The organism is Mesorhizobium sp. M1E.F.Ca.ET.063.01.1.1, from assembly GCF_003998155.1.
Taxonomy (GTDB): Bacteria; Pseudomonadota; Alphaproteobacteria; order Rhizobiales; family Rhizobiaceae; genus Mesorhizobium.
The window spans coordinates 1-12,442 of the sequence record NZ_RZSC01000105.1 but is presented as its reverse complement, the minus strand read 5'-3'; the positions used below and the strand labels follow the sequence as shown (position 1 = coordinate 12,442).

The window sequence follows — 12,442 nt, the reverse complement described above, 5'->3', positions numbered from 1 at the left end:
GGCGGCGATTGCGGCGAGGTAGAGCTGGACTGCTGTGCCCGTGGGGAATTTACCTGGCGGAGGGAGTGGGATTCGAACCCACGGTGAACTTGCGCCCACGCCGGTTTTCAAGACCGGTGCCTTAAACCGCTCGGCCATCCCTCCAAGCCTTGTTTTCGTTAGCTTTTTTGGCGTTTTGCCGTCGGCCATTTGGGCCTTTGCTACCATTTTGCTACCGAACGAGCTTAGCTACCGGGCTTTACCGCGCTCCTGATCGCCGCGTCAACCGCCTCGGCGGCATCCGCCTGCATTCCCGGCATGACGTGCGAATATAGGTCGAGCGTTATTCCGATCGTCGAGTGCCCAAGGCGCTCGCTGGCAACCTTCGGATGAACGCCGGCCGACAACATCTGGGTGGCATGAGTATGCCGCAGATCGTGGAATCGGATGCGCGGCAGGGTGGTGTTGCCAATGACTCTGATCCATTCATGCGTAAGCGAGCGGGGCTGCAGCGGCGAGCGTCGACCTGGGCGACCACGAAACTGTCGGCGTCTGGTCGGATGCCAAGGCGCAACTGTTCCTCTGCCTGCCGCGTGCGGTGGGCCTTTAGCTCGGCCACGGTCGCCGCCGACAATGCTACAGTCCGGGCTCGCCGCTCTTCGGTTCTTTGTAGCGGACGCCGTCGCTGGTCTGCTCCGCGCTCTCGACGATGGACAGAAGGCGGAGGTTGTCGCCATCCGCTGTGCCCGCTGCAACGTCACGCGCTACTACAAGCCGATCGAGTTGCGGGAGGTGATCGGCAACGTCACGATCGACGAAGTGATGGACAAAGTGCGCTGCCAGCAATGCAAGAGCCGGGAGTGGATGAGCGCGCAACTATTCCACCCGACTGGCGAGCAGGCGCACACGATCCGCTACCGGCGCCTTTGGCGGGATGAATAGGGCTAGAGAATTTAACTCCATGTTTACCAAACCTGCACCTGTGCCCGAGGAGCTAAAATATATCATCTTGCTAATATATTTTTCGCGTGTTGAGGTTAGGCAGTATCAGTACGATCCTTTCCGATTATAGATGGTAATCGTCAGCGGCGGGGTGCTCAAGTGACAGGCGCAGTCCCTATTTATGTACAGTCAAAAGGTAATGCATATTTTCGCTACGGCACCCAAATCACCGGAGAGAACGGCTGGGGAAACGACAAAACCGTCGCCTTCTATGCATATTCCAGCCCGCAAGAGGGAACGATCCCCTTTTACCGACATAGAGCGGGGACCGGCGACCGCTTTCAGATAGACACCATTCCGGCCGCTCATGACGGTTGGAGCGCCGGAGAAGATCCATTTTACGCCTATCCACCAACGCTGCCGAGAAGAGGCACGACACCCATCTATGCTCACTGGAACTCGGACTCATCGCGGGTCCAGTACAACTCCCAAATCGCTGGCGGCTCGGGCTGGAACATCGGGGTGCCAGCTTTCTTCGCCTTGCCCGTTCTCAACGGATATCGCGTCGGGGACAAGATTGCAGATATCAGCGGCAACGATCAGTCCGGCAACGATGTGAAATTGAGCAAGTACGGCACCGGCCAGGATTGGATCCTGATCGACATCTGCGCGCAGTGGTGTGGCCCGTGCAATTTCGCGGCCAGCCGGATGCACGATTTCATTGCCGATATCAACAACACCAAGGGTACGAAGCTTAAGCTGACGCTTTTCACGGTGCTGGTCGACGATCGGAGTTATAAGCCGTCATCGGTAACAACCGCGAAGCAATGGGCGACAAAGTACAACTTCGATCAAAAGGAAGCGGTGGTTCACTGCGGAGGCGACCCGAAATCGGATTTGCGGTGGCTCATTGACAAGTTCACCCTCGCAAACGACATCCCGGAATCCGCTTACCCAACTTTCGTGCTCGTTGACCCCGACGAAACAATTCGCCTCTTCCAACAGGGCTTTGATCTCGACGAGCTCCAGCGGCAACTGAGTGTGTTCGCGGAGGTTACATTTCCGAACAAGGCGTGGATCGGCCTTACATAAGCCCAGGTCAGAGCGGTAATCACCGCGGCACCGAAGCGCGGGCGCTAGACCCTTCGCTTCGCTGATCGACTGTTGGATGGTTTTGCTGCGGGCTTGCGGCCGAGTCCGGACGCCTTCGCCAGCGTCGACCGCTGAGCAGCATAGTTCGGCGCCACCATCGGATAGTCCGACTTCAATCCCCACTTCTCCCGGTACTCATCGGGCGTCAGACCGTAGTGCACGTCGAGATGGCGCTTTAGCGATTTGAACTTCTTCCCGTCCTCGAGGCAGATGATGTAATCGGGGAACACCGAACGCTTCGGATTGACCGCTGGTTCCAGCTTCGGTTGTACGGCTGCGATTGGGTGCTCGATTCCTGACAGCGACGCGTGAATAGAGGCGATAAGTTCAGGCAATCCGGACACGGGGAGGGGGTTGTTGCCCACATACGCAGAGACAATGTCGGCGGTCAGGCCGATTAGATCGACGTTTTGGACCTCGCTTTGTTCGTTCAAGATATTGTACTCCTAGTATCGGAATCTAAAGCCCACCCTCGCAATTCGCTCTGTACTGCAAGTTTGGTGGCTCGCCAACGCTTCTGTTCGCTGAGTGGCCCACGAATCCTGTGTGGCGGAGGCGCAGTCCGCGCCTCTGCCCATTCAAAAGAACTCCGAACAGACACTATGCAGCTACTCGAAGATGAAGCCGCTTCGGCGCCGCATAGAGCGCACTATTGAGGCGCTGCTGACTATCCTCGATGAGGCCGACGGCGAGCCGGATCTGGAAGCAACAGCCGACGATGAGCCGTATCTTGCCGGTTGGAGCGGCACCAACGAAGACCTGGAGGAAGAGAACGAGCACGGCGGCGACATCCTCGATGAGCCGCACGACGGAGACGAGCGCGAACTTTATGGCGCCGAATTCGGCGCCCTTGGATACCTCGAAGGCGGGCAGAGTCTCTAAAAACCAATTGCCCTTCGGACACTTGAAAGCCCGCTGTCTCACGGTGGCGGGCTTTTCATAGCGGGGCCGTCTTTGCGTCTAGGGCAAATAGATGAGCCCTCGTCATTCCAATCGATGATGAAGCCCATCATCGCCCGATGTTAGCTAGGCGCAACAATTTCGGATTGTGCAGGGTGAGGGCGTTTCCGTGAAACCCGTTATCTTTGGCATAGCAATGGTATTGGCCGCCACCGGAGCAGCTGTTGCGAAAGAGAAGAAAAAGATGGCCACCGCTCAGGCTGCAACCTCGTGTTCTGCAGCGCGTATGAAGGCTGGCAGCAAGCCCACCCCGAAACTGGATTGCAAATCGACTGGCACCGTTGTTGCGCAACCGCCAAATGGGGCCGCAAATTTCCTGGACCATCCGCACTTAGGATACGGCACTAATCCGTGGATCCGAACTGGCTATTGACGGCGACGGCATCGGCTGCCGGGCCTTTTGTATGTCGCGTTTAAGCGGGCTCAGCTACATTTTCCGGACAGGACCGCGCTGTTTAGCGGGCGGCTGTTTCGTCACTTTCGGATAGCTGCACGACCCGCTTCCACTAGAATTGCCGCAAGTGGCTGAGCCTGCATTACATATGGCCGAGGCGCTATCGCCCTTCGAATTCGTGCAGGTAACCTTCTGGCCGGGTAGGGTCGAGCAACTGCCGCCAGTGACCGACACGTTGGCTGTGCTTCCGTTTTTGCATTTTATCCCCGATCCCGCCGCAAGCGCGGGATTGAGAGAGTAAAGAACCGCGAGTGTCAAAAGCGCAGATGCAGAAAATATGAAACGTGGCATGGCGCATCTCCTGACGACGCCTCTCCATCCCGTGGAAAGATTATACGCCAGAACTGTATTAGGTCGTCGTAATGCTAAGAGACTGGGTTAATGAGTTCTTTCCAGGCTCATTCGTATGCGGCGGATTCTGATCGACCCTTTGAACCTTTTTGGTGGTTGGCCCAAGGCATTCCTTGAATCCCCGATCCCGATCTAGAGCCGTGGCTAGCTGGCGGGACAGGCACCGATGACCGGGAGCAAGACAACATCGACGTCGAAGAGGGCGGCGATTCGGAACGCAGCCTCGGCTGGTCGGAGCCTTGCAGCCATCCCTCCAACTAGTTGTTTTTATTGCGTTTCCATGAAAAGGCGAGGGGCCTGAAAAGGCTCCTTGCTACGCATTTTGCAACTATTTGGCTTTCCGCTCGCTGCTTATAGCCGCCTGCAACGCCGCGTCAACTTGCTCGGCCGCTTCCGCCTGCATTCGCGGCATCACATGTGAATAAAGGTCCAAGGTGATGCCGATCGTCGAATGCCCAAGGCGCTCACTCGCGTCTTTCGGGTGAATGCCTGCCGACAGCATCTGCGAGGCATGGGTATGGCGAAGGTCGTGGAAGCGGATGCGGGGCGGCTTGGTCCTGCTAAGGACGCGGACCTATTCGCGGGTCAATGACCTCGGCTGAATTGGCCGGTCGTCGACGTGGCGCGCAAGCAGATAAGTCAAGGGCAACTTAGGTATGTTATACGTTGGTTATACGTTGCGTTCTTGGGCGGATACGCTTCGATGGATCAGGAAAGACTTCTAGCCGCAGTCCTCTTAGCTGATGTCGTAGGCAGCACGCCGCTCTATGAGCGCATCGGCGACGATGCCGCTCTGCAGCAGATCTCGGATTGCCTCGACGCCATACGCGAGATCGTCGCGCGGCACGGCGGTGATTTCATTTACTCGAAGGGTGATGACGTGCTCAGCCTGTTCGAGAGGCCGGAGGGAGCGCTGACGGCCGTCTCCCAAATCAGCAGCCAACTGACGAAAGGGCCGTTGCGCGCCCGGATCGGATTGCATTTCGGGGCGGTCATTCGCGCGCGGGGCGCGGTATTCGGCGACGTTGTCAATGTCACCGCAAGGTTGTCCACCACGGCCAACCCGGGGGAGGTGCTGATCAGCCAGAGCTTCTTCGAAGCCCTTTCCGCGGGCAGCCGCAGTGCCTTGCGGCTCCTCGACAAAATGGCCTTCAAAGGAAAGCAAGAACTCTTCGATGTCTATACCCTAGGGAGTGACGATCGAGCCCTCAGTACGCAGATCACCAGCCTGGGCACTATTATCGATAGGCGCTCCGCCCCGCCGCGGCAGATCAATCTGGTCATCCGCTATGGAGATCAGTTGCTATCCTGTCGAAACAACGAATTCGTGACGATCGGCCGATCTCCGGAATGCAATATCGTCGTCCAGCGGCCCTGGGTCTCAAGGCACCACGCGACCTTCACCATTTCGAATGGCAAGGCCCGGCTTATCGAGCGAAGCTCGTCGGGCACATTTGTGTCGATGGGACCCAACCATGAAGTATTCGTGCGCCGCGAAGATATTCTCCTCTTCGGCTCCGGCGTCATCTCGCCTGGACGGAAATCGTCCCTCGGCGACGCCCAGATCCTTCACTACGAAATTGTCTCAAACTGACCCGGCCGGACTCGTTAGCCACGACCGGCCGCGACGATCTCTTCGGCAATTCTGCAAGCGCGCAGCGCTGGTTCCGTCAGCATGCGCCTGCAACGTTTGTGGCCTGGTGCTTCGGTCGCCGGGCTTATTGGTTTCGGAACAAACGACGCGGCTGCCCGGTTTCTGGCGGGGGAAAGGAGCGCGTCATGCAAAACCAACGCGACAAGCCTCTGCCGAAGCAAAAGCCGAAGAACGACGACCCGGCCGACCCGGATCATTGTTCCCCAGAGCCGGCCCATGTCGATCCGCCACCGCGAGACGTGCGGGAAGCGCCGGCTCCGAACCCGAGCGGCGATAAGAAGACCTAGCTGTTTCGGTTAGGTGACCCGGCTGCTCAAGCGGCCGAGCTTTCAGTGATGGACAGCGGTCCAAATTGGAAACACTGCCAAGATGATACCAAACGCTACAACGACAGTGCCTAAAGCGCGTCGCGGTCTTTCAGAATCGCTCCGTGCGCTTTAGGTTTTTTGATTTTACGCATGTCTTTGTCCCAAAACCGGTTCCCACTTTCGGGAGACATGCTTTAGTGCCGCCCGGATGAGGTCTGCAAACGGGGCTCGCCATAATCTCGCCCTGTTGCGGCCATAATCGATTAACATCGTGATAAGCAATTCCTGTGCACAAAGGGATTGGGGATCAAGGTGTTGCTGGCATTCGCGGGCGTTTTGGCTCCGACTGGTGGCAGCGAGACTGTAGGGGACAATCGAAATCATGCAGACCTCGGCGCGCCCGCGTCTTCGTCGCGCTCCTGCTTTCGCGCTGTGCGCCCTGTCGGCGGTGCTGCTTGCCGGCTGCACATCCACGCCGCAGCCGAAGGCGATGCTCGACAAGCGGCCGCACTCCAAGGAATATTTCGCCGAATCCGAGTATGGCGTGAAGGCCAGCCCGCGCGTTGCCTTCATGCGTCGCGGCGGCGGACGCGACCAACTCGGCAAGCCATACCAGGTGCGCGGCAAGTGGTACTATCCGAAGGAAGACAGGCACTACGCCAAGGTGGGTCTGGCCTCCTGGTACGGCGACGCCTTCCACGGCCGGCTGACCGCCAATGGCGAAGTTTACGACACGGCGCAACTGACGGCGGCGCATCCGACCATGCCGCTGCCGAGCTATGCCCGCGTCACCAATATCGAGACCGGCAGTTCGGTCATCGTGCGCGTCAACGACCGCGGCCCCTATCATGAAGGCCGCATCATCGACGTCTCGGAACGAGCCGCGCAAATGCTCGATTATGGCAAGGTCGGGACCGCAAAGGTGAAGGTCGAGTATGTCGGCCGGGCGCCGCTCGACGGCAATGACGACCAGTATCTGATGGCTTCTTACCATCCCGGCAACAGGCGGCCCGATCCGTCCGACGGCCTGCCGACCGGCGTGATGGTGGCCATGAACGGCTCGTCGCCCAGCCTGTCGGTGAGCGATGCGCCGCCAGCGGCCGTGCCGTTCCCCGGCCAGTTGACCAATTCGGGGCAGGCTTTTGCCGCGCAGCCTGGTTTGTCGGAGCAGTCGGCGCCGTCGGAGCTACCGGCGATGTCGGCGCAGACGCCGGGCGCCAGCGATGTCGTGCTGCCGGATTTCGGGCCGATCGTGCCGGAGCGGCCGGAATTCCGGTTGCCGCAGAATTCACCCTTTGCCATGGCCTCGCTGTCCTACGCGGATGAGCGGGTCAAGCGTGCCGATGTCTTCGCCGCGCTCGACGCCAGCGGCATGTCGCCGGCCGACATCCTGCAATCGTGGAAGAAATCGAACAGCCAGGAACAGACGCCGGGCTCGGACTATGTCGCCGCCGGTTCCTTCGACGACGCCACCGAAGCAAAGCGCGTGGCGGCGGCCCTCGAGCCGTTCGGCAGGACCGAAATCCAGCGCACTGAGCTCGACGGCGACGACTGGTATGCGGTCAACGTCTATCCGGATGGCCATGGCAGCATCGACGATGTGCTGCAGGCGGCCTGGTCGCACGGCGCGCCGGACGCATTGGTTGTGCGAAACTGATCAATTTCGCGCGCGCCGTTGATACGGCCGAAAAAACCCTGATAGCTTGGCCTCGCTGGGGTATTCTTTGCGCAATTCCGGACGGGAAACCGCTTGGCGCTTTTCCTGGAATTGCTCTGATCGGGTCGACATTCATGCAGTTCCGCGCACTTCCGTCTTTTGCCGGACTTCTGGGATTGGCGCTGATGCTGTTTTGCGCGGTGCCGGCGAGCGCGCAGCTTTTCGAAACCAAGGCGAGCCAGGCCTTCATGATCGATGCCGATACCGGCACGGTGCTTTTCTCCAAGGATGCCGACAAGCCGATCCCGCCGGCTTCCATGGCCAAGCTGATGACGATGGAGGTGGTCTTCAACGCTCTCAAGGCGAAGCGGATGACGCTCGACGACACTTTCGTCGTCAGCGAAAACGCCTGGCGCACCGGCGGCGCGCCATCCGGAACCTCGACCATGTTCGCCAAGCTCAAATCGGCGGTCCGCGTCGAGGATCTGATCCAGGGCGTGACCGTGCAGGCCGCCAATGACGGCTGCATCGTGTTTGCCGAAGGCATGGCCGGTTCGGAGGCGAATTTCGCGGCGCAGATGACCGAGCGGGCCCGCGAGCTCGGCCTCGCGAAATCGACCTTCGTCAATTCGACCGGGTTGCCTGCAGACGGCCAGCAGACGACGGTGCGCGAGCTCACGATGCTGGCTCTGCATCTATGGCGCGACTATCCGGAATTCTTCCACTATTACGGCCAGCCGGATTTCACCTGGAACAAGATCGCCCAGAGGAACCGCAACCCGCTTTTGGCCATGGGCATCGATGCCGACGGCTTCGTGGCCGGGGCGAGCGAGTCAGCCGGCTTTGGCATTGTCGGCACGGTCAGCCACAACGGCATCCGCGTGATCGCGGCGCTGAGCGGGCTGGCGAACGATCGCGAGCGTTCCGAAGAAGCGCGCAAGCTGCTCGATTGGGGTTCGCGCTCCTTCCAGAAGACCGAGATCTTCGCCAAGGACGAGGTGGTCGGAGAAGCGCAGGTCTTCGGCGGCGCCCAATCCGGCGTGGCCTTGAAAGCCAAGGGGCCGGTGGATATCTTTCTGCCGATAGCCAACCGCGACAAGCTGACTGCCAGGATCGTCTATGACGGTCCGGTGGCGGCGCCGGTGGAGGAAGGGCAACCGGTCGGGGAATTGCGCGTTTGGATAGGCGACACGCTCAGCCAGCGGACGCCGCTTTTCGCCGCCGAGAAGGTCGAGGTCGGCACGCTGCCGCAGCGCGCGCTCGACGCCGCCAAGGAACTCGCTGTCGGCTGGCTGCGTCAGAAACATTTGTGATCGGGCAGGCTCGTGGACCTTTTATCGGACGGGAGCTATGACAGCGGCCAGCGCGAGCAAAGGTATTCTCGATTGGCGAGCGGATTTTTCATCACCTTCGAAGGCGGCGAAGGAGCAGGCAAGTCGACGCAGATCGAGCGGCTGGCGCGGCGCATGCGCGCCAAGAAGTACGAAGTTCTGGTCACGCGCGAGCCGGGCGGCTCGCCGGGCGCCGAAGCGGTGAGACATGTGCTTTTGTCGGGTGCGGCCGAACCGTTCGGTCCGAAGATGGAGGCGATCCTGTTCGCAGCCGCGCGCGCCGACCATGTCGAGCAGGTGATCCGGCCGGCCGTCGAACGCGGCACGATCGTGCTTTGCGACCGGTTCATCGATTCCTCGCGCGTCTACCAAGGCGTCACCGGCGGGCTCGATCCGGATTTCATGGAGGCGCTGGAAACTGTCGCCATCAACGGCATGGTTCCCGACATGACGCTGATCTTCGATATCGATCCGGCCGAAGGCCTGAAGCGTGCGGCGGCGCGCCGCGGCGTCGGCGACAGCGCCGACCGTTTCGAGAAAGAAACGCTCGCGGTTCACCAGCGTCGGCGCGAGGCTTTCCTGGCTATCGCCGAGGCGGAGCCGGACCGCTGCATTGTGATCGATGCGGCGGCCGATCCCGAAACGGTGGAGAACGTCGTCACCGCGGCCGTTTTCGCGGTGCTGGAAAAGCGGATGCGGGTGCAAAGCAAGCAGACGGCGCCGGCATGATCTTCGAACGCATCGCTCCCGAACAGCACGATACGCTGGACGGCGTTCCCGAGCCGTCGGAAACGCCGCGGCTCATCGGCCATGCGCAGGCGGCGGGCATGCTTGCCGCCGCCTACCGCGCCGGCAAGCTGCCGCACGCGCTGATCCTGACCGGGCCGCTCGGTATCGGCAAGGCGACACTCGCCTTCCATCTGGCGCACCATCTTCTCAAATATCCGGACTTCACGGCCGCGCCTGGCACGCTCGCCGTCCCCGATCCGGCATCGTCGCTGTTTCGCCTGATCGCCACCGGGGCGCATCCTTCGGTGCTGCATCTCACGCGGCCGGCCAACGACAAGACCAAGAGCTTCAAGACGGTGCTAACCGTCGACGAGATCCGCAAGGTCAGCCGCTTCCTGTCGATGACCTCGCACGACGGCAGCTACCGCGTCGTCATCGTCGATCCGGCGGACGACATGAACACCAATGCCGCCAATGCCTTGCTCAAGAATCTCGAGGAGCCGCCGGCGCGCACCCTGTTCATCCTGATCGTGCACGCGCCGGGCAGCCTTTTGCCGACGATCCGCTCGCGCTGCCAGATGGTTCGGCTGACGCCGCTCGCCGCGGACGAACTGATGGCGGTGCTGGAAGGCATCGAGCCGCCGCCGCCCGACGATCCGGCGGCGCGCGCGGCGCTGGCGGAGCGGGCAGGGGGGAGCGCCCGCAACGCGATCCTACTCACCCAATATGGCGGGCTGGAGATCGCCGGCGCGCTCGATGCGTTGGCGGCGGCGCCGAAGTCCGACATTGCGGCCGCCCATCGCCTCGCCGAGGCTGTCGCCGGTCGCGACCAGGCGATCCAATTCGATATCTTCAACCGGCGAGCGCTCGATCTCTTGTCGGCGGCGGCCAGCAAAGCAGCTTTAGCCGGCGATCTCGCCAGGGCCAAAACGCTGTCCGAGGCTTGGCATGAGGCGCTGAACACGATATCTGAGGCCGAGACCTACAATCTCGACAAGAAGCAGCACGCCCTGACCATGATCGACCGCCTGAAGTCTGTGATGCGAATGTGACGGCTTTTTTTGATGCATGCCGTTGCCCACTTTTGGGCGGCATGCATCGGCCTCGGGATGGCAATCGCCATGCCGATAGGATATCCACCGCCACAACTCACATTCAGACATTCATGACGGTTCATTCATGTCACGCGACACATTCTACATCACGACCGCGATCTCCTACCCGAACGGCAAGCCGCATATCGGCCATGCCTACGAACTGATCGCCACCGACGCGCTTGCCCGCTTCCAGCGGCTCGACGGCAAGGAGGTCTACTTCCTGACCGGTACCGACGAGCACGGCATCAAGATGCTGCAGACGGCGCGGAAGGAAGGTATCGCGCCGCGCGAGCTCGCCGACCGCAACGCTGCCGAGTTCAAACGCATGGCGACGGCGCTCAACGCCTCCAACGACGATTTCATCCGCACCACCGAGGAGCGGCACTATGCGTCCTCGCAGGCGATCTGGAAGGCGATGGCCGCCAATGGCGACATCTACAAGGGCGGCTATGCCGGCTGGTATTCGGTGCGCGACGAAGCCTATTACGGCGAGGAAGAGACCGAGGTCCGCGCCGACGATATCCGCTACGGGCCACAAGGTACGCCCGTCGAGTGGGTCGAGGAGGAGAGCTATTTCTTCCGGCTTTCGGCCTATCAGGACAAACTGATCGCGCTTTACGAAAGTCAGCCCGAATTCATCGGTCCGGCCGAGCGCCGCAACGAGGTGATGCGCTTCGTCAAATCGGGGCTGAAGGACCTGTCGATCTCGCGCACCACCTTCGACTGGGGCGTGCCGGTGCCCGGCGACGAGAAGCATGTGATGTACGTGTGGGTCGACGCCCTGACAAACTACATAACCGGCGTCGGCTATCCCGATGAAAATGCTGAGAAATGGCGTTTCTGGCCTGCGGATGCGCACATCATCGGCAAGGACATCGTACGCTTCCACGCCATCTACTGGCCGGCCTTCCTGATGTCGGCGGGGATTCCGTTGCCGAAGCGCGTCTTCGGTCATGGCTTCCTGTTCAACCGCGGCGAGAAGATGTCGAAGTCGGTCGGCAACGTCATCGACCCGTTCACCATGGCGGAGCACTATGGCGTCGACCAGGTGCGCTATTTCTTCCTGCGCGAGGTACCGTTCGGCCAGGACGGCAACTACAGCCACGAAGCGATCGTCAACCGCACCAACGCGGATCTCGCCAACGGCCTCGGCAATCTGGCGCAACGCTCGCTGTCGATGATCGCCAAGAACTGCGGCGGCGCGGTGCCGAAGCGCGGCGAACTGGCCGAAGCCGACCGGGCAATCCTCGACCAGGCGGTGGAGGCGCTTGAGGTCGCGCGCAAGGCGATGGCGGAGCAGGGGATCCATCTGGCGCTGGCGGCGATCTTCAGCGTGGTGGCCGAAGCCGACCGCTACTTCGCCTCCCAGGAGCCCTGGGCGCTCAGGAAGACCGACCCCGAGCGCATGGAGACGGTGTTATGGACGACCGCCGAGGTTGTCCGGCGGGTGACGGTGCTTTGCCAGCCCTTCATTCCGGCGTCGGCCAGTAAGCTGCTCGACCTGTTGGCAGTGCCGGCGGACAAGCGCAATTTCGAGCACGTCCACGCCGACCATGCGCTCGTGCCCGGCACGGCCTTGCCGGCGCCCGAGGGCGTATTTCCGCGTTATGTCGAGCAGGACACCAAAGCCTGATGCTCGTCGACAGCCACTGCCACCTCGACTTTCCGGACTTCGCCGAGGAACGGGCGGCTATCGTCGCCCGCGCCCTGGCGGCCGGCATCGGCCGCATGGTGACGATCTCAACGCGTGTGAAGCGCTTTCAGCAAATCCTTGAAATCGCTGAAACTTTCAACGAGGTCTATTGCTCGGTCGGCACTCATCCTCACC

The 12,442-nt window shown here is 61.0% G+C and carries 15 protein-coding genes and 1 tRNA gene; 12 read left to right on the top strand and 4 right to left on the bottom strand.

What is annotated here, in order from left to right; all coding sequences use genetic code 11:
• Window positions 1–54: 54 nt before the first annotated feature.
• Both EOA29_RS11040 and EOA29_RS42935 read right to left on the bottom strand, forming a co-directional pair.
• A tRNA-Ser gene (locus tag EOA29_RS11040) sits at window positions 55–144 on the bottom strand.
• 80 nt (window positions 145–224) lie between these two features.
• Window positions 225–716, bottom strand: a complete 492-nt coding sequence (locus EOA29_RS42935) for a tyrosine-type recombinase/integrase (RefSeq protein WP_245464681.1) — start codon at window positions 714–716, stop codon at window positions 225–227.
• Between EOA29_RS42935 and EOA29_RS41280 the strand changes: the two genes are divergently transcribed.
• Both EOA29_RS41280 and EOA29_RS11030 read left to right on the top strand, forming a co-directional pair.
• Complete coding sequence (locus tag EOA29_RS41280) at window positions 613–921, top strand: hypothetical protein (RefSeq protein WP_189350752.1); 309 nt, start codon at window positions 613–615, stop codon at window positions 919–921. The two genes, EOA29_RS42935 and EOA29_RS41280, sit on opposite strands and share 104 nt — an antisense overlap.
• Window positions 922–1,080: 159 nt before the next feature.
• A complete protein-coding gene (locus tag EOA29_RS11030) occupies window positions 1,081–2,013 on the top strand; it encodes a redoxin domain-containing protein (protein WP_189350080.1) in 933 nt (310 codons plus the stop codon).
• A 44-nt stretch (window positions 2,014–2,057) separates the two neighbouring features.
• Here EOA29_RS11030 and EOA29_RS11025 read toward each other — a convergent pair whose 3' ends face one another.
• A complete protein-coding gene (locus EOA29_RS11025) occupies window positions 2,058–2,507 on the bottom strand; it encodes a MucR family transcriptional regulator (protein WP_126094016.1) in 450 nt (149 codons plus the stop codon).
• Window positions 2,508–2,601: 94 nt separating this feature from the next.
• Here EOA29_RS11025 and EOA29_RS11020 point away from each other — a divergent pair, with 94 nt between their 5' ends.
• Together EOA29_RS11020 and EOA29_RS11015 are read left to right on the top strand one after the other, a co-directional pair.
• Window positions 2,602–2,955, top strand: coding sequence for a hypothetical protein (locus EOA29_RS11020; RefSeq protein ID WP_189478867.1), 354 nt, complete (start codon window positions 2,602–2,604; stop codon window positions 2,953–2,955).
• Between the two features lie 187 nt (window positions 2,956–3,142).
• Window positions 3,143–3,406 carry a hypothetical protein gene (locus EOA29_RS11015; RefSeq protein WP_189478866.1) on the top strand — a complete coding sequence of 88 codons (264 nt, stop codon included), beginning with the start codon at window positions 3,143–3,145 and terminating at the stop codon, window positions 3,404–3,406.
• 760 nt (window positions 3,407–4,166) lie between these two features.
• On the opposite strand, the gene EOA29_RS11010 is transcribed toward EOA29_RS11015, so the two are convergent.
• A complete protein-coding gene (locus EOA29_RS11010; RefSeq protein ID WP_126095917.1) occupies window positions 4,167–4,379 on the bottom strand; it encodes a tyrosine-type recombinase/integrase in 213 nt (70 codons plus the stop codon).
• 162 nt (window positions 4,380–4,541) lie between these two features.
• Here EOA29_RS11010 and EOA29_RS11005 point away from each other — a divergent pair, with 162 nt between their 5' ends.
• The 8 genes from EOA29_RS11005 to EOA29_RS10975 form a co-directional block, all read left to right on the top strand.
• A complete protein-coding gene (locus EOA29_RS11005) occupies window positions 4,542–5,432 on the top strand; it encodes an FHA domain-containing protein (protein WP_126094018.1) in 891 nt (296 codons plus the stop codon).
• A gap of 185 nt (window positions 5,433–5,617) precedes the next feature.
• The gene (locus EOA29_RS41275) at window positions 5,618–5,779 is read left to right on the top strand and encodes a hypothetical protein (protein WP_189350082.1); all 162 of its coding nucleotides are present in this window, start codon (window positions 5,618–5,620) and stop codon (window positions 5,777–5,779) included.
• A gap of 403 nt (window positions 5,780–6,182) precedes the next feature.
• On the top strand, window positions 6,183–7,457 hold the full coding sequence (locus tag EOA29_RS11000) for a septal ring lytic transglycosylase RlpA family protein (protein WP_126094019.1): 1,275 nt from the start codon (window positions 6,183–6,185) through the stop codon (window positions 7,455–7,457).
• Window positions 7,458–7,591: 134 nt separating this feature from the next.
• Window positions 7,592–8,770, top strand: coding sequence for a D-alanyl-D-alanine carboxypeptidase family protein (locus tag EOA29_RS10995; RefSeq protein ID WP_126094020.1), 1,179 nt, complete (start codon window positions 7,592–7,594; stop codon window positions 8,768–8,770).
• A 72-nt stretch (window positions 8,771–8,842) separates the two neighbouring features.
• A complete protein-coding gene (gene tmk, locus EOA29_RS10990) occupies window positions 8,843–9,517 on the top strand; it encodes a dTMP kinase (RefSeq protein ID WP_126094021.1) in 675 nt (224 codons plus the stop codon).
• The gene (locus EOA29_RS10985; protein WP_126094022.1) at window positions 9,514–10,569 is read left to right on the top strand and encodes a DNA polymerase III subunit delta'; all 1,056 of its coding nucleotides are present in this window, start codon (window positions 9,514–9,516) and stop codon (window positions 10,567–10,569) included. The genes tmk and EOA29_RS10985 overlap by 4 nt, the downstream gene beginning before the upstream one ends.
• Window positions 10,570–10,696: 127 nt before the next feature.
• Window positions 10,697–12,247, top strand: coding sequence for a methionine--tRNA ligase (metG, locus tag EOA29_RS10980; protein WP_126094023.1), 1,551 nt, complete (start codon window positions 10,697–10,699; stop codon window positions 12,245–12,247).
• On the top strand, window positions 12,247–12,442 hold a 196-nt coding region (locus EOA29_RS10975), incomplete at its 3' end, for a TatD family hydrolase (RefSeq protein ID WP_189478865.1). The genes metG and EOA29_RS10975, both read left to right, overlap by 1 nt.